Source organism: Pseudomonas sp. 3A(2025) (genome assembly GCF_054589175.1).
Window position 1 is genome coordinate 494348 of the sequence record NZ_BAAILM010000113.1, and the last position, 25312, is coordinate 519659.

Below are 25312 nucleotides of genomic sequence, written 5' to 3' on the forward strand. Positions count from 1 at the left end.
CCAGCGCGGCATCGTCGACTTCGGCGGCACGCGCCAGCCCCGGCCACACACCGCTCGATAAGGCCACGACCAGCATCACAGCGGGCAACACGTCTCTCATTGCCCCTCCCGGCTGATTGACTGGCTACAGACCCTGACGCTAGCAGCCAATGCGACGTATTGACATGCGCAAGGTCGTATCCAGCCCGAACATGCCGCTCTCAGCAACGCCTGTCCAACCGCTCGGCCCCCTTGGGCAGGTCAATCGTCAGCATTAGGGTCAAGGTCCGGGAACAACACTTCGGTAAAGCCGAACTGGCTGTAATCGGTAATCCGCGAGGGGTATAGCCGACCGATCAGGTGATCGCATTCATGCTGCACCACCCGCGCATGAAAGCCTTCGGCCACACGCTGGATTGGCTGTCCTTGCGGATCGAAGCCTTCGTAGCGAATACGCAGGTGGCGTTCGACCAGGCCGCGCAGGCCGAGCACCGAGAGGCAGCCCTCCCAACCGGCTTCAAGGGTCGGTTCAAGCGGAGTAATCAGAGGGTTGAGCAGGATGGTGCGCGGCACCGCTTGCGCTTGCGGGTAGCGCTCGCTGCGCTCGAAACCAAAGATCACCAGTTGCAGATCGACGCCAATCTGTGGCGCGGCCAGACCTACGCCACCCACGCTCTGCATGGTTTCGAACATGTCGTCGATCAGGGTTTGCAGCTCTTGGCTGCCGAACAGGTGTTCAGGTACTGGCGGGGCGATACGCAACAAACGCGGATCGCCCATTTTCAGAATCTCGCGGATCATCAGGCAACATCCTGTAAGACAAAGCGCAATCCTGACATATTCCGCGCAGTGATTGCAGGCTCAGGCTTCAGGCATGCGGTTTGGTGTGCGCGCCGCCCACGCCTGGCTCATCGGGGCTGGAAGCCTCTACGCCACCGTCGCCCGGCTCTTTCTCGCCGCTGGCCTTGCCTTCCTGCGACATGTGCTCGATCACCGCGTTCATCTCCGCCCCCAGCAGCAGCACTGCCGCCGAGATATAGAAAAACAGCAGCAGCACAATGATTGCCCCGATGCTGCCGTACATGGCGTTGTAGTCGGCAAAGGTCTTGACGTAGAAGGCAAAACCCAGCGAAGCGATGATCCACACCACCACGGCCAGTACCGAACCTGGCGTGATGAAACGAAACTCCTGTTTGACGTCCGGCATGACGTAATAGATCAGTGCCACGGCAATCATCATCAGCAGAATGATCAACGGCCAGCGCAAAATCGTCCATAACGTGACAATGAACTCTTCGATGCCCAAATGGGCCGCGAACCAGTTCATGACCTGGGGTCCTGTGACCATCAGCGCAGCAGCGGCCAGCAACATACCGGCGATGCCGACGGTGTAGAAAATCGACAGTGGCAGGCGCTTCCACAGCGGGCGGCCTTCAACCACGTCATAAGCGGCGTTCATCGCGCTCATCATCAGGCGCACGGCAGCCGAAGCGGTCCACAGGGCAACGACAATACCGATCGACAGCAATCCGCCTTTGGACTGCTGCAACTGATCGATCACCGGGTTGACCTGCTCCAGCGCCTGGGGCGGCAACACCAGTTCGGACTGCAAACGCAGCCACGAGAAAAAGTCCGGCAAGTGCAGGAAACCGATCAGGGCAATCAGAAACAGCAGGAAGGGGAACAACGAAAACAGGGCCTGGTAAGCCAGGGCGGAGGCGTAAGTCGACATTTCGTCATCGATAAATTCGGTGACCGTGCGCACCATCACTTTGCCGAAAGACAAGTTGCGCAAGTGGGGAAAATTCATTGGCGTCTCCTTTCGCGAACAGACCCGCATACTTTACGTCTTCACGACGATTGGTGTTGTCTTGATCAAGGTCCCGGCGCGTGTGTCCTGATCCAGCGCACACATGGACTTGAATACCAGCAAAAGGTTTCAGCAAGGATAACCGTCACAACGCCTGCACGCTGTTGTGACGGTTGGGTTTACCCGACCGCAGGTCTTAACGGTCGATGCTTTTCTTGATTTCTTCTTTGGCCTTGCCTTTGATCTGCTGGCCTTCACCCTTGATTTCCTGGGCTTTGCCTTCGGCACGCAGTTTGTCGTTGTCAGTCACTTTGCCGACGCCCTGCTTGATATTGCCGACCGCTTCGTTGGCCAGGCCTTTGACTTTATCGCTGGTGCTGCTCATGAGGACTCTCCTGGGCCGCTGGGCCCGTATCGTAAGAAGGATGTCGTTATGAACCCGACAAAATCATGGACCCAAGGCCTTGGCGCAGAGTTTCAATTATTTGCACGATGAGTTTTCCGTTGATCCGTTCACCGTCGCCACGCCGGGCAATGGCTTATGCGACAATACGCGCCAGCGACGGGCGCTTGGGCCCGCACAGATGTCAGAATTTCCGGAAACCTTATGAAGCTCGATAAAAAGCAGGCCATTGATCGCCGTAATCAGCACCTTGCCCTCAACCAGAAACAGCCAGGCACTGTGCTGAACGCCGACAACAGCTACTTTGCGGTGCTGGACCCACGGCGCAATATCTGGTGGTTCGACCTGCCTGTCAGCCAGCTGAAAAGCCTCGAATGGCTGAACCTGCTAATGCACACGCCAGAGCCCGACCAACTGCTGCATGTCAAAGTGCCGACCTCGTTTTTGCGGGCGCGCATTGCCGGGCTTGAAGTGCGTAATCAGGGTAAACGCAAAGCCACGATCAGCCTCGAACTGAGCGCCGACCGTGATTCGTACCTCAAGGACCTGCGTCCTGAAGGCACCCACCTGGGGTTTGCGGTCTTCATCCAGGCCTGAATACTCAAACTGTGCCGTTCGTAACACAATCTTGCAAATAACCGGACTTTTCCCGGCACAAGGCAGTCACTCGTAAGGAGCCATACGGAGCCTTACCAATGAACACGGGTACGCCTAACACCCTCAGGGTCGACCTATGGAGTGACTACGTCTGCCCTTTCAGCTATCTGCAATTGCCGGTGCTCGAACAGTTGCAGACGCTCTATGGCTTGTCCATACAATGGTCCTGGCATGCATTCGAACTGCGCCCGGAACCCCTTGAAACGCCTGACCCGTGCGCTGAACACCTGCGCATGACCTGGTCGCGGGCCGTGTTACCCATGGCTGACAAGCGTCAGTTGCACATGAAGATTCCACCGGTGCAACCGCACAGCCGCAAGGCGCTGGAGGCGGCGACGTTTGCCCGCGCCCACGGTTGCTTCGAGGCCTTCAATCGGGCGGTGTTCAGGGCATTTTTCGAGCAAGGCCAGGACATCGGCGAGACGGACATTCTGTTGCAACTGGCCGATACCGCCGGTCTGGATGCGCAGGCGCTGCAAGAGGCGCTACTGCAAGAAGCGTACAGCGCCAGTGTACTGGCTGATGAAGGGCTGGCCGATGAGCTTGGCCTGCGGGCGGTGCCGACGCTGCTGTTGCGCCGTGCCGACCAGCCGCTGGCAGAGGCTCAGGTGCTCAATGGCACCCTGCCCCTGCAACGGCTGGCCCGGGAGATCGACGCACTGCTGAGTCAAGCCAGTTCGATGCGGTCCGGGTGAATGACGATCAGGCCCTGTTTGTACAAACCACCGATGGCCTTCTTGAAGTTGCCCTTGCTGACTCCGAACAGATCGCTGATGACTTTCGGGTCGCTCTTGTCGTTGACCGCCAACACGCCCTGGTTGTCGCGCAGGCGCGCCAGAATCTGCCCGGACAAACCGTCGGCCGCTTCGCTGCCCACCGGTTGCAGGCTGAGGCTGATCTTGCCGTCATCGCGCACTTGCTTGATGAAGCCCTTCTCTTGCATGCCCGGACGCAGGAACTTGAACACTTCGTTCTTGTGGATCAGGCCCCAGTGACGGTTGTCGATGATCGCCTTGAAGCCCATGTCGGTGGCTTCGACCACCAGCAGGTCGACCGCCTGGCCTGCACTGTAGTTGGCCGGGGTCTTGTCCAGGTAGCGGTCAAGGCGTGAAGTGGCGGTGATACGCCGGGTGTGTTTGTCCAGATAGACGTGGACCACACAGTATTCGCCAGCTTCCATCTGGCGCTTTTCTTCAGAGAACGGCAACAGCAGGTCTTTGGGCAGGCCCCAATCAAGAAACACGCCGATATTGTTGACCTGCACCGCCTTGAGGCTGGCAAAACCGCCGACCTGAACCTTGGGCTTCAGGGTCGTGGCGATCAGCTTGTCGTCGCTGTCCAGGTAGATGAAGACGTTCAGCCAGTCATCATCCTCAGTGGGCGTGTCCTTCGGGATGTAGCGGTTGGGCAGGAGGATTTCACCGTCTGCGCCGCCGTCCAGATACAGACCGAAGTTGGTGTGCTTGACGATTTGCAAGCTGTTGAAGCGCCCGATTAAAGCCATGTGCCGATACCCTGATTGCGTGACGCGTATTCTAACCGGTTTTGCCAAGCACGTACGGGCTGCTAATCTGCGGGTGATGAAACAGGAAGCAAAGGCCACACGGCCTTTCGGCACTCTCCCTTTCTGAAAAGCCCTTGGCGGAACTGCGTGATGAAAAACTGGATGCTGTTGGCGGCACTGATCGGGTTGAGCGGCTGCGCTTCATCGCCTTGCGAATACAGCGCCAATCAGGCCGCGCCCGGCGACAGCTGCCGTGCCGGGCAACTGCTGTACCAGAACGACATGCTCCAGGCCAAGCTGCTGATCAGCCAGGCCGACCGTGAAAACTACGAACTGGCCGAAGCCATGCTGCGCCGCGCGGCGCTGACCGACGCCTCGGGCGAGGCCGAGTTCTATCAGGCCGTGCTGCTGATTCGCGAACAGGCCGAGCCGGAACCGATCATCGCGCTGCTGGAAACCGCCGCCAGACATCGCCATCCACTGGCCATTGCCCTGCTCTCGCAACAGCTCACGACCCGCGATGAAAAAAAGGCCGCCTACTGGCGCGATCAATACGCTGAACTGGATGTGGCCAAGAGCGGCTACCCCTCGTTCGATCAGGCGTTGGTGGTGATTCGCGGCCTGGTGATTCCCCGCACCGAGATGACTGCTTCGCACTGATTTAAACGCGGATTTAAACGCGAATCGACGAACGGTCATACCCTGCAATATTTCGCCGGTATGCTGGCACGGCTCTAGCTTGAGGCTTGTAGCTCATCACTTGCCGCTTTCTTTTTCCACACTCCTAGCCCGCCCCTGGAGTGAGCAATGCTCTTTTTACGATCCCTGGTGCCCCTCGTTGGTGCCCTGTTGGTTTCTCAGCCGGCTGCTGCCCAGCTTCTGGAACGCAGCATGGGCGACTTCAGCCTGAAAGTCGGCACCACACCCGCCCGCACCATGGCCCAGGGCCTGGTAGCGCCAACCGGCGGCTCCGACGCCTTTCATGGCGGCCTGGACCTGACCCACGAAAGCGGCCTGTATGTCGGCCAGTGGTCACCCAATATGGGCCTGGTGCCTGAAAGCGACCTGGAGCTGGACTCTTACATGGGCTTCAAAAAGCCGTTCGACCAGACGCTGGGCTACGAAGTGGGGATGATCCGCTACAGCTATCCCGAGACCAGCCAGGTCGGCAGCCACGAGTTCTACGCCGGCCTGCGCGTACTCGACAGTCGCCTGGGCGCAGCCTTCAGCGACGACATCGGGGTGCGCAACAGCACGCTGTTCGTCGATCTGGGCAGCCTTGAACGCTTAGGCATGAACGTGCGCATGCAATACGCCACTCACCAGTTCGACACCACCCAGATCGCCAGCGACGGTAGCCTCATCGGCGGCTTTAACGATTGGTCACTAAAACTCTCGCGGCCCTGGCTGGGCATCGACATGAACCTCATCTACAGTGGCTCCAGCCTGTCCGGCGACACCTGCAATGTCTACAGCGGCCACAACCCGCGCTGCGAGCAGACCTTCACCATCAAGGCGGTACGCGCGCTGTTCTGAAATCCATGGAACCGCCTTGTATGCGCTGCCCTCTATTGGACAGCCAGTCGATCAAGGAGCGGTCATGCAGTACCTGTCGAAAGCCCTCGTTACGTTATTGCTCGCCGTGTCGTTACTGACCGGTTGCAGCCAGGTGAGCCTGGCTTACCGCAATCTGGACATGATCATCCCCTGGTCGCTCAACGATTATCTGAAGGTCAAGGGCGAGCAGAAAGACTGGCTCGACGAGCGCCTCAAGCAGCACCTGCAATGGCATTGCAGCACCCAGCTTCCCGGCTACCTGAGCTGGCTCGACGGTCTTGAACAGATGGTCCGCGACGATCAGGTGACGGCCGCCGGCTTGCAGGCACGCACCCGTGAAGCCGAACAGGCCATCGCCCGCATCGCGCAGCAAGTCACACCTTCGGCGGTCGAATTGCTTGGCAAACTGGACGACCGCCAGGTGCAGGACATGCAAAAAGCGTTCGAGCGCGATCAGGCCAAGCGCCAGAAGCAATACCTGAATCAGCCGCTCGACAAACAGATCGCCGAGCGTGCCGAACGCATGGAGAAACGCTTGTCGCCGTGGATGGGCTCACTGAATGCGACGCAAAAAGCTCGCGTACAGCAGTGGTCGGCGTCGTTGGGCGAGCAGAATCAGGCCTGGCTGGCGAACCGCGCCAGCTGGCAAAGCCGCTTCCTGACGGCCGTGCAACAACGCAACCAGAGCGACTTTGCCCCGCGCATCAGCGCCCTGCTGCAAGACCGCCAGACCTTCTGGACCCAGGATTACCGCGAGGCCTACGACCGCACCGAACAAGCCGCGATCAATCTGGTGGTGGATGTGTACGCGCAAAGCACACCGGAGCAGCGTCAACGGCTGCTGCGGCGTATCGATGACATGCGCAAGGACTTCAACGACCTGGATTGCCTGAAGGCCGCACGCGCTTCGTGATCAGGCCACTTGTGGCTTGGTCGCAACGTGGTCGAAAGTGGCAGGGTCCAGCGCATCGGCCTGTTCGTCCAGGACCTGACGCGGATGGTCGTTGCCGGGGATGCTGCTGTCGATCATCGCCAACAGGCTGGCACCGCGTGGGGTGAGGATGAAGTTGGCACCATCACCGCCTTCATGCTGCGGCCGCGGTTCAATATAACCACGCTCAAGCAATAGCGTCTTGAGCGGACTCTGACTCGCTACGCCATCATCGTTCTGTACGTCATGAAGCAGTCGCTCGATAAGGTCCCAATTGTAAGCCATGGTGCAAACCCTCCGTCCCGCATGGATTAATGGCCCCACGACATCCGGTCATGGGTGGCCTCATGGGTTGTGACAGAGGGAAGTGCACGGCGTTCAAGCGGGTTGCCGGATGGCAGGCGGCATGCGCCGCCCAACATCACTCAGCGGCAGGTGCCGGGGCCTTGCGCTTTTTCAGCGGTGCCATGCCGTCTTCGCTGACCAGCGCATCAGGCTTGGGACGATTGACCGTCTTGCGCTTGTTCGGGCCTTTGGCGGTGGTTTTCTTCTTGTCGCCCTTGGCGTCGGTCTTTTTCTTCTTCACGCCAACGGCCTTGCCCGAGGCCTTGACCTTTTTAGGCCCGCCGTAGGTGCCTTTGACTTCCTTGATGACGCGGCGCTCGAAGGTCTGCTTGAGGTAGCGCTCGATGCTCGACATCAGGTTCCAGTCGCCATGGCAGATCAGCGAGATGGCCAGGCCTTCGCCGCCGGCACGGCCGGTGCGGCCGATGCGGTGCACATAGTCGTCGCCGCTGCGTGGCATGTCGAAGTTGATCACCAGGTCCAGACCGTCGATGTCCAGACCACGGGCCGCGACATCGGTGGCAACCAGAATCTTCGCGCCGCCCTGCTTGAAGCGCTCGATGGAGGCCTTGCGGTCCTTCTGGTCCTTGTCGCCGTGCAGCACGAAGGCCTTGAGGTCTTGCGCCACCAGACGCCCGTACAGACGGTCGGCCATGGCCTTGGTGTTGGTGAAGATAATCGCCTTCTGGTAGGTCTCGTTGGCCACCAGCCAGTTGATGATCTGCTCTTTGTGCACGTTGTGGTCAGCCGTGACGATCTGCTGACGGGTACCGGTGGCCAGCTCGCTGACGCGGTTGAGTTGCAGATGCTGCGGGTCCTTGAGGACCTTTTGCGCCATTTCGCGCAGGCCGGCGCCGCCGGTGGTGGCCGAGAACAGCAGGGTCTGCTGACGCTGGGCGCATTCTAGCGACAGACGCTCGACGTCTTCGGCAAAGCCCATGTCGAGCATGCGGTCGGCTTCGTCGAGCACCAGCACTTCAACCAGTTTCAGGTCGAGGTTGCCGGCATTAAGGTGTTCGAGCATACGGCCCGGTGTACCGATCAGGATGTCCGGGACCTTGCGCAGCATGGCGGCCTGGACCTTGAAGTCTTCACCGCCGGTGATCAGGCCGGCCTTGACGAAGGTGAACTGCGAAAAGCGCTCGACTTCTTTCAGGGTTTGCTGGGCCAGCTCACGGGTCGGCAGCAGGATCAACGCACGAATGTCGACCCTTACACGCGCCGGGCCGATCAGGCGATTGAGGATTGGCAGTACGAAAGCGGCGGTCTTGCCGCTGCCGGTCTGCGCCGTCACCCGCAGATCGTGCCCTTGCAAGGCCAAGGGAATGGCCGCTGCCTGCACAGGCGTAGGCTCGACAAACTTCAACTCGGCCACAGCTTTGAGCAGGCGTTCGTGCAGGGCTAATTCGGAAAACACGGGTGCTACCTCGACGGAATACAGAAATACAGTCGCGTATCGTAACGGTTTCGAGCCTCGGGGCCGAGTTTCTTTAACGCCGCAGGTGGATTTTATTACCGGAGGCGTTGCGAATTTCGGCCTCAATCCCCCGCCGCATTGCCCTCACGGCGCGGGTCGGCGCCGCCCGACCAGCCGTTGGCGGTGCGCATGATCACTTGGGTGCCGCTGGTCATGTGCATGGGCTGGACCTCATGGCCACGGGCCTTGAGTTGCTCGATCAGGCCGTCGCTGATCAGTTCGGCCTCCACTTCAGTGCCGACATTGCGGCTGCCGAAGTTGGGCAGATTGACCGCCGCTTGTGGGTCGAGCTGCCAGTCCAGCAGGGCAATCAGGGTTTTATTCACGTATTCGACGATCTGCGAGCCACCGGGTGAGCCGACCGTGGCCAGCAGCGCGCCGCTGGCCTTGTCGAACACCAGCGTCGGCGCCATGGACGACAGCGGCCGCTTGCCGGGCTCGACGCGGTTGGCCACCGGCTTGCCGGCCTCTACGGGAATGAACGAGAAGTCGGTCAACTGATTGTTCAGCAAAAAGCCGTTGACCATGATGTGCGCGCCAAACCCCGCTTCCACCGAGGTGGTCATGGCAATCGCGCCGCCCTGATCGTCGACGGCGGTCAGGTGCGAAGTCGAAATGCGCAGCGGCGAGCGATCCGGCGCATAGGCCACGTTCAGCCCCGGCGGCGTCCCGGCCTGCGCCCGGCCCATGCTCTGCGTACCGATCAACGCCGCGCGTCCGGCCAGATAACCACTGTCGGTCAGGCCCTGAACGTTGACGGGAGTAAAGTCGCTGTCGGCCAGGTACAGCGCCCGGTCGGCAAACGCCAGACGCTGCGCCTCGGCGAGCAGGTGCGCGGCCTCGGCCGCAGGCTCAAGGCGGGCCGCAGAATCACTGGCCGTCGGCGGCATGCTCGTCAGATCAAGCTGTGGCGACTGGCGCTGCAGCGCGCCAAGAATACCCAGCGTCTGCAACACCGCAATGCCGCCCGACGATGGCGGCGGCATGCCGCAAACTTTCCAGCGCTTGTAGTCGGCGCATACCGGCGTGCGCTCCTTGGCCTGATAGTTGTCGAGGTCGGCCAGGTTCAGTTTTCCGGGATTACTGTGGCTGCCAACCTTGCTGACGATCGCCTCGGCAATCGCGCCGCGATAGAACGCATCGGGACCATCCTTGGCGATGGCTTCGAAGGTCTCGGCCAGTGCCGGGTTTTTCAGCAGGCTGCCGACCGGCTTTGCCTCGCCCTTGGCATCAAGAAAATAACGCGCCATCTCGGGCGAGTCCTTGATGAAGCGGCTGGCGGCAAGCTGCGTATACAAGCGCGGTGAAATCGGAAAGCCCTCACGGCTCAGGCGAATGGCCGGCTCGAACAGGTCGCGCCACGGCAATTTGCCGTGCTGCTCATGCGCCAGCTTCAAGGCCCTGAGCACACCGGGCACGCCCACCGAGCGCCCACCGATGCGCGCCTGATTGAAGCCCATCGGCTTGCCATCTGCCTGTAGAAACAGGTTTTCATCGACGCCTGCCGGGGCAGTTTCCCGGCCATCGAAGGCCTGCACGCGCCGGCCATCGGCGTACATCAGGAAGGCCCCACCACCAATACCACTCGATTGCGGCTCGACCAGGGTCAGCACCGCCTGCATCGCCACCGCCGCATCGATGGCGCTACCGCCGGCACGCAGCATTTGCTGACCGGCAGCAGTGGCCAGCGGGTTGGCGGCGGCGGCCATGTGTTTCGAGGCGTGTACAGACGTCATGCCGGATCGATAGCCGCTGGCAATTTCGGGCGGCAACGGCAATTGCTCTGGCGCAGAGGAATGATCGTCCGCCCAGGCAGACGTCAGCGTCAGCAGCGCCAGAGTGATTACACAGGCAGGTCGAGCGTTGAACAAAATACAGTCCCTGATTTGAGCATCCAGGGCCAGAAAGTAGTCCATATCGCACCCGCCTGAAAAGGCAAAACACTAAAGCGTTTGTGACGTTTGCATGACCTCGCAGCCCCTCGCCTGTCATCGAGGCGCTATGGATGTTCTAATCGTCATCCCTCTTTCATCACCGGGATCGTGTTGCCGCAATGGAGATTCAAACCCTTACCCTGCGCCTGCAAAAACTCTGGGACCTGCTGGATAAGCACCCCGTGATCAATGCCGGCCTGTCGCTGGCCCTGTTGCTGATCACCGCCCTGCTGCTGGGCCGCCTGGCGCGCTTCATGCTGATCTACAGCATGAAGGCGCTGGGCCGCAAACCCGCGCTGCAATGGATCAGCGACCTGCGCCACAACAAGGTTTTCCATCGCCTGGCGCAGATGGTGCCATCGCTGGTGATTCAGTTCGGCCTCAATCTGGTGCCCGAACTGAGCGCTGCCGGCAAGAACGTGATCGGCAACATTGCCCTGGCGTTCACCATCCTGTTCATGACGCTGGCCATCGGCGCCTCGCTCAATGCGCTGCTCGATATCTACGCGCGCACCGTGCACGCCCGTACCCGTTCGATCAAAGGCTATGTGCAACTGGCGAAGATGATCCTCTACATCTTCGCCACGATCATTATCATCGCCACCCTGATCGACCGTTCGCCGCTGCTGTTGCTGTCAGGTCTGGGTGCCATGTCGGCGGTCATCCTGTTGGTCTACAAGGACACGCTGCTGTCGTTCGTGGCCAGCGTGCAACTGACCAGCAACGACATGCTGCGCGTCGGCGACTGGATCGAAGTGCCGCAGGTCGGTGCCGACGGCGATGTGGTCGATATCACTCTGCACACCGTCAAGGTGCAGAACTTCGATAAAACCATCGTCTCGATTCCCACCTGGCGCTTGATGTCGGAGTCGTTTCGCAACTACCGCGGCATGCAGCAATCGGGCGGCCGGCGCATCAAACGCAGCCTGTTCATCGACACCAGCGGCATTCGTTTTCTCAACGATGAAGAAGAACAGAAGTTCTCCACCGTGCGCCTGCTGACCGACTACATGGGCCGCAAACAGGCCGAGCTCAAGGCCTGGAACCACGCCCAGGGTAACGTCGCCGCGCTGTCGGCCAACCGCCGGCGCATGACCAACATCGGCACCTTCCGCGCCTACGCGCTGGCCTACCTGAAAAATCACCCCGAAGTGCACCAGGACATGACCTGCATGGTCCGCCAGATGGCCGCCACCGAACACGGCGTGCCGCTGGAAATCTACTGCTTCAGCCGCACCGTGGTGTGGGCCGACTACGAGCGGATTCAGGGTGATATCTTCGACTACCTGCTGGCGGTGCTGCCGGAGTTTGGCTTGAGTTTGTATCAACAGCCGAGTGGTGCGGACATGCGCATGGGGTTGTCGGGACGGGAGCCTGCGGTGGGCGGGCTGGCGTTGCCGGCGCCTGAGGTGACGTTGGAAAAGACCGAGGCTGAAGCACCGCATCTGGTGCGGCAGGGTTAAAGGCATGCGTCCTTCAGGGGCGCATCCTGTTTCCGACATCAAGCGTCCTCTGAGCAGGGCGCCTGTCTGATTGACTTGTTCAGGCCCGCGCCCCAAGAATGAATCACGATAAATCCGGCTCGGAGGTTTCATGCCTAACGTCTCGATTGCCCTGGTCAGGGAATGCAACAAACGGCTCTCCTCTCCCCGAAAGGAAGGCGTCACGCGCTCATCCAGACTTTCAAAGGAAATCATCAACGGCATGATGAAGCGGGCTTATGAACGCTTGTCCCGCTGATTCAGAGAGACCGTCAGTGCAGCTTGATGTCTTCAACCAGATGGTAGAGGACGATAACGACTTTCTCGGCCTTATCGCCTACTCGTTGTACAAGCGTCATAAGATCGAGTGGATTCGAAGTCATTCAAGCGACAATCATGATGCCTTCAAGCAGATCGCCTGCACCGCAAAGCAAATCGGGATGTACCGTGATCAAGCTGAGCAATTTGCGAAAAACTTCATTGAAGAGTCACTCGATCAGCTCGGCGCACAAATGAAGGAATCGATTACCAACGACGTCATCGTTGCCAAAATCGAGAGTCTGAAACCTGGCTTTTGGCGATCTCTGGGAAACCATACACTCAGTGGTTTCGCATCGGTCGCCGTAGCACTGGCGCTATTTGGTCTGATGACGCTCTATTCGAGCTATCAGGAAACCGGAGGACTGGAAGGTCGTATCAAACAGATGAATACACCAGGGTTGGAAGCTCGATAAAACCAGCCTAGGCACTAATGCCGATCCGTTAAGAACAACACGGCCTCGTAGGAGTGAGCGCTAGCTCGCGAATGCTGAGTTGAAGCCCCCGCAAATGTACGGATTTTGAGGGCCCTTTCGCGAGCTACCGGGCGGCGATCCGACTCACCCCTACGGATTCGGTGCCAGACGAAGTATTGGCGAAATCCCGCTTAACTGATCGGCATTAGCCCAGGCGCTTGCCTTTGAATCTTTGCCCAAGTGCAAAGTCAGCAGACCCAGTATTTCGGTGCAGCAAACATCAAGTATTTCACCTGCCAAAGGCGCGTCATCTATGCATAACCGAGACAGCCTGACCGCGCCGATTGCCTGCGCGGGTGTATTGATCATTTTTCCCTGAGCCTCTGGCTGCAACGCATCCAGACTTACCTGGTATCTCTCCTCCCCCGCCACCTTGGCCGCACTCACGAAATAGCTCTGAAACCGTTTGCACGATAGGCGCCCGGTAGGCGAACGATTGGCCCAAGCATTTTTTGATGTCGATCATAATCAAAAAGATTGACAGCTTAGATGATGACCAACATCATAAGGCCATTGCAGCCAAATCACCCACCGACAACCACCCCAGAGAATCCATTCATGAGCCTTCCTCAAACCGTACTCATCACCGGCGCTTCGACTGGCATTGGCGCCGTTTATGCCGAGCGTTTTGCGCAACGCGGTCACAATCTGGTGTTGGTCGCCCGCGACAAGAACCGCCTGGATGCACTGGCCTCGCGGCTGGGTGAGAAACACGACGTTGCCATTGATGTGATTCAGGCTGACCTGACTCAAACCGGTGATTTGACCACCGTCGAAGCCCGCCTGCGCGATGACGCCAGCATTGGCATCCTTGTGAATAACGCAGGCGCCGCCCAGTCGGGCAGTTTCATCGAGCAATCCACCGACAGCGTTGCTAACCTGGTTGCGCTCAACACCACCGCCCTGGTGCGACTCGCCAGCGCCATCGCCCCGCGCCTTGCGCAAGCCGGGAACGGCGCGATTATCAATATTGGCTCGGTCGTGGGCCTGGCACCGGAATTCGGCATGAGCGTCTACGGAGCGACCAAGGCGTTTGCGCTGTTTCTGTCGCAAGGGCTCAGCCTTGAGCTGGCGCCCAAAGGCGTCTACGTGCAAGCCGTACTGCCGGCGGCCACCCGCACGGAAATCTGGGAACGTGCAGGCATCGATATCAACACCCTGAGCGAAATCATGGACGCAAGCGATCTGGTCGATGCCGCGCTGGCCGGTTTTGATCGTCGCGAGCCGGTGACCATTCCGCCGTTACAGGACGCCGCTCATTGGGATGCCCTGCAGGCTGCTCGCCAGGGCTTGCTGGCTGATATCCGGCAATCGACCGTTGCCCCGCGCTATCAGGCCCAATGACGATGAAAGCCTTTGTCATCGACCGTTATGGAAAGAGTCAGGGACGCATTACCGAGTTGCCAACTCCTGAAACAGGCGCCAACGACGTTCTGATTCAAGTGCACGCGGCAAGCGTCAACCTGCTGGATTCGAAGATTCGCACAGGTGAATTCAAACTGATCCTGCCGTACTCCTTTCCGTTGATCATGGGCAATGACCTGGCCGGCGTCGTGGTTCGTGTGGGCTCGGGTGTGCACAACTTCAAACCCGGCGATGAAGTGTATGCACGGCCGCCACAAGGGCACATCGGCGGATTTGCCGAGTTCATTGCGGTAGAGCAAAGCGCCCTCGCGTTGAAACCCAAAAACATCAGCATGGAACACGCCGCCGCCCTGCCCCTGGTTGCGTTGACCGCCTGGCAGACGCTGGTTGAAACAGCCCAATTGAAAAAGGGCCAGAAAGTGTTTATCCACGCAGGTTCCGGTGGCGTCGGCACTGTTGCCATCCAGCTTGCAAAGCACTTGGGGGCCTTCGTGGCGACGACCACCAGCACAAACAACGTGGAATGGGTCAAGGCGCTGGGCGCGGATATCGTCATCGACTACAAGCAGCAGAACGTCGAAGACACGCTGCGTGACTACGACGTTGTCTTGAACAGCCTGGGTCCTGTCGAACTTGAAAAATCACTGAGGATTCTCAAGCCGGGCGGCCTGCTTGTCTCCATCTCGGGACCGCCGACACCTGAGTTTGCGCAGGAGCAAAAACTGTTCTGGGGACTGGGTTGGGTGATGCGCCTGTTAAGCAGTGGCGTGCGCAGAAAAGCGCGCAAACAGGGCGTCAGGTACGCATTTGTTTTCATGCGGGCGAGCGGCGAACAACTGAAGAAAATCACCGCGCTTGTCGAGTCCGGAATCATCAAGCCGGTGATTGACCGAACGTTCTCTTTCGAGTCCACAGCCGAAGCGTTGAGATACGTGGAACAAGGCAGGGCCAAGGGCAAAGTTGTCATCAGGCTCATCTGACGCCCTGATCGAAAAACCTGAAGCCTTCTCATCCAACCCTTTGAGCGGTGGAGTATCAAATGAGCGTATTACCTGAAAGAACCGCAATCGTGACCGGGGCATCCTCGGGTATTGGTCGTGCGACTGCGCAGGCTCTGGTGCAGGCAGGATTCAAGGTGTTCGGCACCAGCCGCAAGGCCGTTGAGAGCCCAGCGCAGGTGTCCATGCTCACCTGCGATGTCACAGACGATGACTCTGTCGGCGCTCTCATTTCAACAGTGCTGGCGCAAACCGGGCGTATCGATCTGTTGGTCAATAACGCCGGCATCGGCCTGCTCGGGGGTGCTGAAGAATTCTCGATCCCACAGGTGCAGGCACTGTTCGACGTCAATCTGTTCGGCGTCATCCGCATGGTCAATGCGGTATTACCGTCGATGCGCCAGCGTGGCCAGGGCCGCATTATCAATATCGGCTCGATTCTGGGATTGGTACCGGCGCCCTACTCCGCTCATTATTCGGCGGTCAAACATGCTGTAGAGGGGTATTCGGAATCTCTTGATCACGAGATTCGCGCTTTCAATATCCGCGTCTCGGTCATCGAACCGGCATTCGTGCGTACCGGCTTTGATCAAAACGGTATTGAGCCAGACTCGCCATTGAAAACCTACGACCAGGCCCGCGCCGGGGTCAAGGCACTGTTAGCCGATGTCATGCCCAAAGCCGATCTGCCAGAGGTAGTGGCAGCGGTGGTTGTGAAAGCGGCGACCGATACCCGACCTCTGCATCGCTACACGGCCGGCAAGGCAGCGAGGCAGATCAGCCTACTGCGCCGTTTTGCCCCGGCAGGCATGTTTGACAAGAACTTGCGCAAGCAATTTCGCCTGCCGGTCTGAGCGACAGCGCCGTCGGTCCCGGGTCAGGCAACAGTCATCAATAGTAATCGCTCCCGCTTTCAAAAGGCGTGGGCGTGCTGTAACAGGGCAAGTAGCTGACGCGCGTTTCGTTTTGCGGGTCCTTTTTATTACTCAGGATGAGCTCCCGCTCTTTTGTAGATACCTTCCATTCAACCTGGCGACTGAAATACCGACGGCTCGCCTGAGGGTCACGGCATGGATGAGCCACGATGACCGTCAGTAAGCTGGTGTATTTCACCTCAACACGCTGTTCACCATCACTGCCGAGATTGCCTTTGAAAAGATAAATGTCCCGGTACTTGTCGCAATTTGTGCCAAGGATGCTCAGACAGAACAGTTGCTGCCCGACCATAAGGTGCTGTTTGACCATGGCGATCGTGTCGGGAATGGGCTGGCCATTTTCATCGAGTACCCGAATGGTGACCTGCACCGGGGGATCAATCGCTTGTTTTCTGGCATTGAAGTACTCAGACACACAGCCTGAAAGGGGCACTGCAATAACAGCACACGCGGCAAGGAAGCCCACTGTTTTAAGTTTGATCTTCATGGTCTTTACTACGCAGTGGTGACGCCCCTGAAGGGGAGGGAGTTGCATCAGAAATAATCATTCCAGCCCCTGAGCGGCGGCGTGGTTGTGGCACAAGGCAGAGAGCCGACGTAGTACCCCCTTGCAGGGTCCCAATCACGTTCCATGATAAAGACTCGCTGCGTTGAAAGGTCTTTCCATTGGATATGGCGGGTGAAATACCCGCGATAACCCTTGGGGTCAGAACAAGGAAGGGCCACTTTGACGGTCATCTGGGTGGCGTATTTTACGGTAAACGTCTCTTCACCATCACGGCCGACTTCGCCTTTGAAAACGTGCATGTTCCAGAACTTTCTGCAGGTTCCACCAAACAGGTTCATACAGAACAGTTTCTCTCCCACATCAAGGGACTGTGTGGCGAGTGCGACCGTATCGGGAATGGGCTGGCCATCATCATCGAGTACCCGAATGGTGATCTGCAACGGAGGGTCGATCGCCTGTTTTCTGGCATTGATGACCTCTGACACACAGCCTGACAGGGGCAATGCAATAACAGCACACGCTGCAAAACGGCCCAGCGCTTTAAGTGTGATCGTCATGGTCTTCATTACGCCAATGATTACGTCCCTGAGGATGGGATGGAGTCATTTGCAGCACGTTGGTTCAAGAGTGGGCGATAGATAAATACACGACCATCCGTCGCCTGCGCGGCACCGCAGGCCACTGCAACGGCCGAATCATAGGTGATTAAAACAAGGAGTCTCACCATGAAACTGATTCGTCCTCAACCGCTTGCCCTGGCGTTGTGCCTGGGTATGTTCGCTCCTTTGAGCTTTGCCGCCACCGACATGAACGGCACCGGCACCAGCCCTTCGAGCACCCAGACGCCGGGCACTACCATGAGCCCGTCAGCGCCTACCGGCACCATGAACCCCAGTTCGACCACTGATAACGGTGGTAACGCTGACGGCACCAGCAGTGGTAGCCCTACAACTGGCAGCGGCGCGGGCAATGCCACCGATGCTTCCAAGGCAGGCCCTGGCGGCGCGACCGGCGCAGGTGGGTCCAGCAATGGCGGTTCGAGTGGTGCCAGTGGCGCCACTTCGAAAGAGGGCGGCTGATCCGCAGCCAGTCTCTGCTACGCCGCCCAGCAGTCCTGTAGACCAAGGGCGGCGCTTTTAGCGCTGTTTCAGAATCGCATCGAGCAACCCCGGAAACCGCTCGCTCAACTCGTCCTTGCGCAACGAGTTCATGTGCGTGGTGCCTATATTGCGGGTATGCACCAGGCCTGCATCGCGCAACACGCGAAAGTGGTGGGACATGCTGGATTTCGGCCGCCCGCCGTCCAGTTCGCCACAGCTGGCTTCATCGACGCGGGCAAGATGGCGAACGATGTCCATGCGCACCGGGTCGCTCAAGGCATAGAGCAGGCGCTCAAGGACAAAGTCCTGAATGGCGGGGTGTTTGAAGGTTCTCATGGGGCGGCATGATAGCGGGGGGTTTCAATCGACGCCATATTTCGAATACTATCGAACTACCGAATCAAACATGACCCATGGAGTTCTACATGTCTGCACTGTTCGAGCCCTTCAAGCTCAAAGACGTGACCTTGCGCAACCGCATCGCCATTCCACCGATGTGCCAGTACAGCGCCGAAGAAGGCGTGGTCAACGATTGGCACCACGTGCACCTGGCCAGCATGGCGCGCGGCGGTGCGGGGCTGGTGGTGGTCGAAGCCACTGCCGTGGCGCCTGAAGGCCGTATCACCCCAGGCTGTGCCGGCATCTGGACCGATGCGCAGGCCCAGGCGTTCATTCCGGCGGTCAAGGCCATCAAGGCCGCCGGCTCCGTGCCGGGTATCCAGATCGCCCATGCCGGTCGCAAGGCCAGTGCCAATCGGCCGTGGGAAGGTGACGACCACATTGCCCAGGGCGATCCGCGCGGCTGGCAGACCATCGCGCCGTCGGCCATTGCCTTCGGTCACCACTTGCCCAACGTGCCGCGCGCCATGACCCTGGACGACATCGCTCAGGTCAAACAGGACTTTGTCGACGCCGCCCGCCGCGCCCGTGATGTCGGCTTTGAGTGGATCGAGCTGCACTTTGCCCACGGTTACCTGGGCCAGAGCTTCTTCTCGGAACACAGCAACCAGCGCACCGATGCCTATGGCGGCAGCTTCGACAACCGCAGCCGCTTTTTGCTCGAAACCCTGGCGGCGGTGCGTGAAGTGTGGCCGGAAAACCTGCCGCTGACCGCCCGTTTCGGCGTGATCGAATACGACGGCCGCGACGAGCAGACCCTCAGCGAATCCATCGAACTGGCGCGCCGCTTCAAGGCCGGTGGTCTGGATTTGCTCAGCGTCAGCGTCGGTTTCACCATCGCCGAAACCAACATTCCATGGGGGCCTGCGTTCATGGGGCCGATCGCCGAGCAAGTGCGTCGCGAAGCCGCAATCCCGGTGACCTCGGCCTGGGGCTTTGGCACCCCGCAATTGGCCAACGAAGCGGTGCAGGCCGGTCAGCTGGACCTGGTGTCGGTGGGTCGTGCTCACCTGGCCGATCCGCACTGGGCCTACTTTGCGGCTAAAGAGCTGGGTGTCGACAAGGCCTCCTGGACCTTGCCCGCCCCTTATGCGCACTGGCTGGAACGCTATCGCTGAGTCTGCAACAACAACGCTTCATACAGCGCCGTGGGCAACTGGATGCCCTCGCCCACGGCGTTTTCATAAGCCTGCTGCCGGGCCTGCCCCGGCAAGTGAATGCCCAGGCCTTGCAGGCGGGTCATTTGCTGGCCCAGACGCCGTGCAAACTGCTCATCGAGCAAACGCGGGGCAATGGCAACCACCAGTAATCCCGCCCCGGGACTCTGCCGGCCGCTGCGAAAATCGGCTGCGTCCAGCGACCAGTTGGCGCCGGTCAGCCCGGCCGCCAGCACCTCGACCATCAAGGCTATGTTCGCTCCCCGGCTGCCGCCAAATGCCAGCAGTGTGCCGTGCAAGGCCTCACGCGCACTGAGTGCTGGCTGGCCGTGGACATCGACGGCCCAGTCGGCGGGAATCGGCTGCCCGCTTTCAGCCGCCTGAAGAATATTGACGAAGGCCGTTGCACTGCTGGACTGGTCGATCATCAGTACCCGGCCATCGTTGCTGGCGGCGGCGAAGGCAATCGGGTTGGTGGAGTACAGCGGCCGGCTTTGGCCTTTTACGGTCAACAGCGCCGGACCATTGGTAAACGCCAGGGCGACCAGACCCTGAGCGGCCAGGCGGCGCGTGTAGTAACCCAGCTCGCCGCTGGTAAAGGCGTTGTGCTGGGCAAACAGGCTGATGCCCAGCGCCTGGGCGTGGTCGCACAACGTACTCAATTCTCTGTCGAAGCCCAATTGCGCAATGCCCTGGCGCGCATTGCAGCGGGTCATGGTCGGTGCCGGACGATCAATCAGCGGCTCGGCATCGGCGGCGATGCGCCCGCAGGCAAAGCCGTCGAGGTAATCCGGTAAATGCGCAAACCCCACATTCGGCAGACTATGGGCATGCGCCGAGACCGTGGCACGGGCCAGCGAATCGGCCACCGCCTGGCTGGCCCCGTGTGCCAGGCAGCATTGCTGAGCCAGTTGCAGGGCGGCGTCGAGCGACAGGCGGGTCATGGGTAGCGTTTCAAGCTTCAAGCGGCACTTCCTGGCTCGTCTGGCTGACGAGCATCGACTGGACAAGACGGGTCAGAAAGTCGCTCTCGAGCACTGCACCCTGCCCGTTCCAGCCATTGAACAACATGCCGACGATCAGGCTCGATAACAGTCCGGTTTGAGCATTACCGGGTGATCGAGGGCTGATACTGCTCTGCAGCAGCGCCTCGTAACGTGCCTTCAGACGGTCGATTTCGGCTTTCTGTGCATTGTTCAGATGCAGATATTCGCGCACCACCAGCTCCAGCCGTTGACCATCGCTGGCACGAAAGCGCACGAACACGTCCATGAAAACCCGCAGGCGCTGAGCCGGTGCGACGCACTGCTTCAGGTGCCGCAAGGTGACGTTGAGCAGGTCCGACAAAGCCGACTCGATCAGTTCGAACAGCAAGTCCTGCTTGCTTTCAAAGTGATAGTAAAGCGAGCCGGCATGCAGGTTCAGTTGCCGCGCCAGCTCGCGCAGGCCAATGGCCGAGTAGCCGTGGGCAGCGAACAATTCGACCGCCACGCGGAGCATATTCTGGTGTTGTTCGAACCTGGGGTCAGGCATGTGTTGTCTGGGCATGGCGCTCTCCGGCAGGCGCAGGACCGCGAACGGCCCTGCGCACAGGCATCATTCGACCAGGCGTGGTGCACCCACGTCGGCGGCTTTGCGGTCCAGGCCAAACGAGCCAAGAATCTCGGCGATCTCGCCAGAACTGTGCAAGGCCTGGATATTGGCATCCAGCGCCTTGCCCAGCGCGGTGTTGGCTTTCATGAACGGAAAGCTGGTCTGGCCGGGTTCCAGCGTCGCCTTGACCCGTGGATCAGGCTCGGACACCTTGATGCTGTCGCCCTTGTAGGCGCCGTTGCCCTGCGACGCCACTGCCACCGCGAAGCTGTCGATGCCGGCGACAATGCGCCCGGCGCTCAGGTCTTGAGCCATGGCCACCGGGTTGGGGTACAGCACCAGGTTATCGCCGAGCACCTTTTTCAGGTCCGCCACCCACAGATAGCCTTGCACCGTGCCCACCCGCTTGCCTTCAAGCTCGGTGACCTTGCTATGGCCCTGGGCCGAGATAATGCCCATCACGTCCAGGTACAGCGGTGCCGAAAGCCCCAGCACCTTGCCGCGCTCGGCAGTGCGGTACCAGTCGCCGATCACCAGATCGGCACGCTTGGTGACCACCGACTGAATCGCTGCCGCAGGGTCAAGCACGCTGGCCTTGATGGTCAGGCATTCGCGGGCGGCGATCTTCTTGATGATTTCGCCGTCCACACCGCTCAGTTCATTGTTGGCGCCGGGAATCGAATACGGCGGAAATACCCACGCCGCCACGGTCAGCACGCCGGGGGTCAGGGTTTCAAAGGTATTGGCCGGCTTGCAATCAGCCAGCGCATGAGCGCTGCCGATCAGGGTGAAACACAGGAACAGGTGGCGGGCGACACGGTTGAGTGAAGTCATGACTGGATACCTTTTCATTCAGAGTCAGGGTGTTTGAAAAGCAGTGCAATCAGGGATCAGGCGTGCTGGCTGGGCGCCAGTCTCTTCTCCAATGCCGCCACACCCAGTGTTGCCGGGGCACAGACAGCGGCGTACATCAGGCCCGCCAGAATCAGCACGGGCATGTATTCGAAGGTTGATGAACCAATCGCCGAGGCGCGGCTGACGATTTCCGGCAAGGCAATGGTGAAACACAGCGAACAGGCCTGGAACATCATGATCGAGAAGCCCAGCAGCGATGGCAGGGCCACGCGCAGAGCCTGCGGCAGGATCACGAAACGCAAGGCGTCCAGGCGGTCGAGGCCGATCACTTCGGCGGCTTCACGCTGCCCTTCGGCCACCGCCTCGATGCCGCCACGAATGATTTCACTGGTGTAAGCCCCGGTGCAGTAAGCCAGGGCCAGTACCGCCGCCCAGAACGAGGTCAGGGTCAGGTTGACCGACGGCAAACCAAAGTAGAAATACTGCAACAGGATCAAGGCGGGCGCGCCGCGTCCCAACTCCACGACCAGCAACGCCGGGTAACGTAGCCAGCGGCTCGCCGCACTCACGCCCAAGGCCAGCAACAAACCCAATGCCAGGCCCAACAGCAGACTGAGCGCGGTCACTTGCATCGACAGCACGAAGCCTTTCCACAGTTCGGGAAACCATTCGGCCCACATGATCAGCAGTTCGCTCATCGCGAGATCCTCCGTTTCAGGTTGCCCGACACCCAGCGGGAAAGCAGCGCCACCGGCACGCTGAGCGCCAGATACACCAGCGCCGCCATGCTGTAGACGCCCAGGCCGTTGAAGGTTTGCTGCGACACTTGATAAGCCTGAAAACTGATGTCGGTGACGCCCAGGGTGGAGGCCACGGCCGAGTCCTTGAGCAAGCCGATGGCGTAGGTGGCCGAGGTCGGAATCGCGATGCGGATCAGTTGCGGCAGGATCACATCGAAAAAGCGTTGCGGCGCGCTGAGGTTAAGCACGCAGGCCGCCTCGTACTGGCCATCGGGAATCGCCGCCCAGGCGCCGCGATAGACTTCGGCCATTTGCGCTGCAGTGATCAAACCCAGGCCAACCACGGCGGCCGCGAAAGGCGACAGGTTGATATAGCCCCCGCCAATGCCAAAGAAGATAAAGAACAGCCAGACAATCGGCGGGATCGAGCGCAAGGTCAGCACCACCGCAGCGCCCAGCAGGCGCAACGCTGTGACGTTGGACATACGCAGTGCGCACAGCGGAAACCCCAACAGCACGCCGACACTGAACGCCAGCACGGTTACCCCCAGCGTCCAGGGGATGCCCACCAGCAGCATCATGAGGATATCCATCAGCGATTCCTCACGGCCTGCAGGAACCTGACCACCCGCTCATGCTGGGGCTGACGCATCACCCGGGTGCTGGGCCCCTGCTCCAGAATCCGTCCGTCGGCCATGACCACCACACGATCGGACACGGTTTCGGCAAAGTGCATTTCGTGGGTCACCACGATCATGGTCATGCCGTCTTGCGCCAGCTCCTTCATGACCGCCAGCACTTCAAGTCCCAGTTCCGGGTCGAGCGCCGAGGTCGGCTCGTCGAACAGCATCAGTTCAGGCTCCAGCGCCAGCGCCCGGGCAATCGCGATACGTTGCTGTTGGCCACCCGAACACCGCGCCGGATAATGCCCGGCCTTGTCGGCCAGCCCGACCCGCTCCAGCAACTGCATCGAGCGGGCATCAGCCTCACGCGGGCTGCGGCCCAGGGTGCGGACCTGCGCCAGGCTGACGTTGCGCAACACCGTCAGGTGCGGGAACAGGTTGAACGACTGGAACACCATGCCGATGCGCCGGCGCAGCTTGACCAGTTCGCTGCGCGGCAAGGGCTGCCCCGCCTCGATCTGCTGCCCGCCAATGCTGACCCGGCCACGCGTCGGCGGTTCGAGTTGATTGATGCAGCGCAGCAAGGTGCTTTTGCCTGAACCGCTGGGGCCGATGATGGCGACCACTTCACCTTTGTTCAGCTCGAAGCTGACGTCATGCAGCACCGGATACGGGCCGAATTGTTTATGAATGCCTTCCAGGCGCAACAGCGGTTCGCTGGGCGGTGCAAGGGGTTGTGCATGGGGCATGGGCTTTTCGATCAGGGTCATGAGGCTCATTCTCTGTTTCTCCGGGGCCAGGCAATGGACGGCACACGCCGTCAACGATCGCTGTCGACCAGCGGCGTGCAGGACAACTTGACGGCTCCCTGCGCCGTGATCAGCACCTGCTCTTCAAGCTTCACGCCCTCACGCCCACCGTGCTCGCCGATGTAGCTCTCGACCGAAACCACCATGTTTTCCTCGAAGTGCCCGTCATAGCCCCATTCGGCAAAATCCACCGCGTAGGCCACGCTGGGGTACTCGTCCACCAGCCCTACGCCATGCAGCATCATCATGTAGCGGTTGTGTTCGAACTTGCCGGGCACCGGCCAGCAGCGCTCGGCAAACTCGCGAAACGACAGCCCCGGCCGCAGCAGGTCGAGGTTGTAGCTGATCTGCTCGCTGGCAATGCCGAGCAGTTCGCGCTGCGCGGCGGTGACCGGTTTGCCGGGGCAGACAAAGCTGCGCGAGATGTCCGACAGATAGCCGCCCGGCCCGACCATGTCGGTGTCGAAACAGACCATTTCACCGGCCTCAATGACTTTATCGGTGGCGTCCTGAAACCACGGATTGGTGCGCAGCCCGGAGCTGAGCAGGCGGCTTTCGGCCCACTCGCCGCCCTGCGCGACATTGGTGCCGTGCAGGATGCTCCACAGCTGGTTCTCGGTGACGCCGGGCACCAGGCTGGCGCGCATGCGGGCAATTGCCAGGTCGCAGACCGCCATTGATACCCGGTGGCTGGCGACTTCTTCGGCCGACTTGATCAACCGCGCCTGCTCCATCAGCGGCTGGGCGTCGAACAGCTCGATGCCCTTGCTCCTGAGTTTTTCCGCGCCCCACGGGTCACAACGATCAACCGCCAGGCGCCGGTTGCCACCGCTGTGCAAGGCCATCAGGCCGGCGACCTCTTCGGCCCACAGCCGGGCCTTTTCATCGACGCGGGGGCCGGCCAGAAAGTACAGCCAGGGGATCGCCGGACGAATCTCGTCGATGGTTTCGACATGCTGGCTGTTGTGCCGGCTGCTGGTGAATTCGAACAGCACCACCGGGCCTTCGGTGGGCACAAACACATAGCGACTGGGCGAATGCATGACCCACAGGCCCAGGTTGTTGGTGTCGGTGGCATAACGAATGTTGATCGGGTCGGCGAGCAGGATGCCGCTGTAATCGTGGGCGCGCAGTTGCTGGCGAATGCGCTCCAGCCGGTAACGGCGCAGGGCTGGGCGGTCGATGGCCGCCTGCGCGTCGAGCAAACCGGTATCGACGGGCGCAAGGCTGTGTCCGGTCACGGTCGGGTCGGTACGAAATTGAAGACGCTGTTCGATGTTCGGGGTAAAAGGCACGCTCGTTTGGGCATGGCTTTGCATGGCAACAACCTCCACTGGGTCAGCTTGGAAAGCAGTGAG

At 60.1% G+C, this 25312-nt stretch carries 29 protein-coding genes; 12 read left to right on the forward strand and 17 right to left on the reverse strand.

Going from position 1 to position 25312, the window contains the following annotated elements:
- Positions 1–240 precede the first annotated feature (240 nt).
- The 3 genes from def to ACYP2A_RS28885 all read right to left on the reverse strand — a co-directional run bounded on the left by def (position 241) and on the right by ACYP2A_RS28885 (position 2174).
- Entirely contained in the window at positions 241–780 is a 540-nt protein-coding gene (def, locus tag ACYP2A_RS28875) for a peptide deformylase (protein ID WP_459749335.1), read from the reverse strand.
- 67 nt (positions 781–847) lie between these two features.
- Positions 848–1789 carry a YihY/virulence factor BrkB family protein gene (locus ACYP2A_RS28880; RefSeq protein ID WP_459749336.1) on the reverse strand — a complete coding sequence of 314 codons (942 nt, stop codon included), beginning with the start codon at positions 1787–1789 and terminating at the stop codon, positions 848–850.
- 196 nt (positions 1790–1985) lie between these two features.
- The gene (locus tag ACYP2A_RS28885; RefSeq protein ID WP_459749337.1) at positions 1986–2174 is read right to left on the reverse strand and encodes a CsbD family protein; all 189 of its coding nucleotides are present in this window, start codon (positions 2172–2174) and stop codon (positions 1986–1988) included.
- Between the two features lie 222 nt (positions 2175–2396).
- On the opposite strand from ACYP2A_RS28885, the gene ACYP2A_RS28890 reads away from it, so the two are divergent.
- Together ACYP2A_RS28890 and ACYP2A_RS28895 are read left to right on the forward strand one after the other, a co-directional pair.
- Positions 2397–2789: a hypothetical protein gene (locus tag ACYP2A_RS28890; RefSeq protein ID WP_459749338.1), complete on the forward strand. Its 393-nt coding sequence runs from the start codon at positions 2397–2399 to the stop codon at positions 2787–2789.
- A 98-nt stretch (positions 2790–2887) separates the two neighbouring features.
- Positions 2888–3544 carry a DsbA family oxidoreductase gene (locus ACYP2A_RS28895; protein ID WP_459749339.1) on the forward strand — a complete coding sequence of 219 codons (657 nt, stop codon included), beginning with the start codon at positions 2888–2890 and terminating at the stop codon, positions 3542–3544.
- Here ACYP2A_RS28895 and ACYP2A_RS28900 read toward each other — a convergent pair.
- Positions 3517–4353 carry a CvfB family protein gene (locus ACYP2A_RS28900; protein ID WP_459749340.1) on the reverse strand — a complete coding sequence of 279 codons (837 nt, stop codon included), beginning with the start codon at positions 4351–4353 and terminating at the stop codon, positions 3517–3519. The genes ACYP2A_RS28895 and ACYP2A_RS28900 overlap by 28 nt on opposite strands.
- Before the next feature lie 150 nt (positions 4354–4503).
- On the opposite strand from ACYP2A_RS28900, the gene ACYP2A_RS28905 reads away from it, so the two are divergent.
- The 3 genes from ACYP2A_RS28905 (at position 4504) to ACYP2A_RS28915 (ending at position 6823) form a co-directional block, all read left to right on the forward strand.
- Positions 4504–5013, forward strand: coding sequence for a hypothetical protein (locus ACYP2A_RS28905; RefSeq protein WP_459749341.1), 510 nt, complete (start codon positions 4504–4506; stop codon positions 5011–5013).
- A 147-nt stretch (positions 5014–5160) separates the two neighbouring features.
- Entirely contained in the window at positions 5161–5889 is a 729-nt protein-coding gene (locus ACYP2A_RS28910; protein ID WP_459749342.1) for a TorF family putative porin, read from the forward strand.
- A gap of 64 nt (positions 5890–5953) precedes the next feature.
- Positions 5954–6823 carry a DUF6279 family lipoprotein gene (locus ACYP2A_RS28915; protein WP_459749343.1) on the forward strand — a complete coding sequence of 290 codons (870 nt, stop codon included), beginning with the start codon at positions 5954–5956 and terminating at the stop codon, positions 6821–6823.
- Here ACYP2A_RS28915 and ACYP2A_RS28920 read toward each other — a convergent pair whose 3' ends face one another.
- From ACYP2A_RS28920 to ggt, 3 genes are all read right to left on the reverse strand, one after another.
- The gene (locus ACYP2A_RS28920; protein ID WP_459749344.1) at positions 6824–7126 is read right to left on the reverse strand and encodes a hypothetical protein; all 303 of its coding nucleotides are present in this window, start codon (positions 7124–7126) and stop codon (positions 6824–6826) included.
- Between the two features lie 136 nt (positions 7127–7262).
- A complete protein-coding gene (locus ACYP2A_RS28925; RefSeq protein ID WP_459749345.1) occupies positions 7263–8603 on the reverse strand; it encodes a DEAD/DEAH box helicase in 1341 nt (446 codons plus the stop codon).
- Between the two features lie 122 nt (positions 8604–8725).
- A complete protein-coding gene (gene ggt, locus ACYP2A_RS28930; RefSeq protein WP_459749346.1) occupies positions 8726–10579 on the reverse strand; it encodes a gamma-glutamyltransferase in 1854 nt (617 codons plus the stop codon).
- A gap of 137 nt (positions 10580–10716) precedes the next feature.
- On the opposite strand from ggt, the gene ACYP2A_RS28935 reads away from it, so the two are divergent.
- From ACYP2A_RS28935 to ACYP2A_RS28955, 5 genes are all read left to right on the forward strand, one after another.
- Complete coding sequence (locus ACYP2A_RS28935; protein WP_459749347.1) at positions 10717–12060, forward strand: mechanosensitive ion channel family protein; 1344 nt, start codon at positions 10717–10719, stop codon at positions 12058–12060.
- A gap of 293 nt (positions 12061–12353) precedes the next feature.
- Complete coding sequence (locus ACYP2A_RS28940; RefSeq protein WP_459749348.1) at positions 12354–12812, forward strand: hypothetical protein; 459 nt, start codon at positions 12354–12356, stop codon at positions 12810–12812.
- 618 nt (positions 12813–13430) lie between these two features.
- Entirely contained in the window at positions 13431–14216 is a 786-nt protein-coding gene (locus ACYP2A_RS28945; protein WP_459749349.1) for an SDR family NAD(P)-dependent oxidoreductase, read from the forward strand.
- Between the two features lie 2 nt (positions 14217–14218).
- The gene (locus ACYP2A_RS28950) at positions 14219–15217 is read left to right on the forward strand and encodes an NADP-dependent oxidoreductase (RefSeq protein ID WP_459749350.1); all 999 of its coding nucleotides are present in this window, start codon (positions 14219–14221) and stop codon (positions 15215–15217) included.
- 59 nt (positions 15218–15276) lie between these two features.
- Positions 15277–16089: an oxidoreductase gene (locus ACYP2A_RS28955; RefSeq protein ID WP_459749351.1), complete on the forward strand. Its 813-nt coding sequence runs from the start codon at positions 15277–15279 to the stop codon at positions 16087–16089.
- Positions 16090–16126: 37 nt separating this feature from the next.
- Here ACYP2A_RS28955 and ACYP2A_RS28960 read toward each other — a convergent pair whose 3' ends face one another.
- On the reverse strand, positions 16127–16657 hold the full coding sequence (locus ACYP2A_RS28960) for a hypothetical protein (protein WP_459749352.1): 531 nt from the start codon (positions 16655–16657) through the stop codon (positions 16127–16129).
- Positions 16658–16704: 47 nt separating this feature from the next.
- The gene (locus tag ACYP2A_RS28965; RefSeq protein WP_459749353.1) at positions 16705–17235 is read right to left on the reverse strand and encodes a hypothetical protein; all 531 of its coding nucleotides are present in this window, start codon (positions 17233–17235) and stop codon (positions 16705–16707) included.
- 168 nt (positions 17236–17403) lie between these two features.
- On the opposite strand from ACYP2A_RS28965, the gene ACYP2A_RS28970 reads away from it, so the two are divergent.
- The gene (locus ACYP2A_RS28970; RefSeq protein ID WP_459749354.1) at positions 17404–17757 is read left to right on the forward strand and encodes a hypothetical protein; all 354 of its coding nucleotides are present in this window, start codon (positions 17404–17406) and stop codon (positions 17755–17757) included.
- A gap of 57 nt (positions 17758–17814) precedes the next feature.
- Here ACYP2A_RS28970 and ACYP2A_RS28975 read toward each other — a convergent pair whose 3' ends face one another.
- Positions 17815–18114, reverse strand: a complete 300-nt coding sequence (locus ACYP2A_RS28975) for an ArsR/SmtB family transcription factor (protein WP_459749355.1) — start codon at positions 18112–18114, stop codon at positions 17815–17817.
- Positions 18115–18203: 89 nt separating this feature from the next.
- Here ACYP2A_RS28975 and ACYP2A_RS28980 point away from each other — a divergent pair, with 89 nt between their 5' ends.
- Positions 18204–19295 (forward strand): NADH:flavin oxidoreductase/NADH oxidase, encoded by a 1092-nt coding sequence (locus tag ACYP2A_RS28980; protein ID WP_459749356.1) that lies wholly within the window; start codon positions 18204–18206, stop codon positions 19293–19295.
- Here the strand turns inward: ACYP2A_RS28980 and ACYP2A_RS28985 are convergent.
- Genes ACYP2A_RS28985 through ACYP2A_RS29015 form a run of 7 tightly spaced genes read right to left on the reverse strand, consistent with a single transcriptional unit; the run spans position 19286 to position 25273 of the window.
- Positions 19286–20278, reverse strand: coding sequence for an Ldh family oxidoreductase (locus tag ACYP2A_RS28985; protein WP_459749835.1), 993 nt, complete (start codon positions 20276–20278; stop codon positions 19286–19288). The genes ACYP2A_RS28980 and ACYP2A_RS28985 overlap by 10 nt on opposite strands.
- Before the next feature lie 10 nt (positions 20279–20288).
- A complete protein-coding gene (locus ACYP2A_RS28990; protein WP_459749357.1) occupies positions 20289–20882 on the reverse strand; it encodes a TetR/AcrR family transcriptional regulator in 594 nt (197 codons plus the stop codon).
- A gap of 48 nt (positions 20883–20930) precedes the next feature.
- Positions 20931–21761: a substrate-binding periplasmic protein gene (locus tag ACYP2A_RS28995; protein WP_459749358.1), complete on the reverse strand. Its 831-nt coding sequence runs from the start codon at positions 21759–21761 to the stop codon at positions 20931–20933.
- Positions 21762–21817: 56 nt separating this feature from the next.
- Positions 21818–22480, reverse strand: coding sequence for an amino acid ABC transporter permease (locus tag ACYP2A_RS29000; RefSeq protein ID WP_459749359.1), 663 nt, complete (start codon positions 22478–22480; stop codon positions 21818–21820).
- Positions 22477–23118: an amino acid ABC transporter permease gene (locus ACYP2A_RS29005; protein WP_459749836.1), complete on the reverse strand. Its 642-nt coding sequence runs from the start codon at positions 23116–23118 to the stop codon at positions 22477–22479. Before ACYP2A_RS29005 ends, ACYP2A_RS29000 begins: the two co-directional genes overlap by 4 nt.
- On the reverse strand, positions 23115–23924 hold the full coding sequence (locus ACYP2A_RS29010; protein ID WP_459749360.1) for an amino acid ABC transporter ATP-binding protein: 810 nt from the start codon (positions 23922–23924) through the stop codon (positions 23115–23117). The genes ACYP2A_RS29005 and ACYP2A_RS29010 overlap by 4 nt, the downstream gene beginning before the upstream one ends.
- Before the next feature lie 41 nt (positions 23925–23965).
- Positions 23966–25273, reverse strand: a complete 1308-nt coding sequence (locus ACYP2A_RS29015) for a M24 family metallopeptidase (RefSeq protein WP_459749361.1) — start codon at positions 25271–25273, stop codon at positions 23966–23968.
- Positions 25274–25312: the final 39 nt, after the last annotated feature.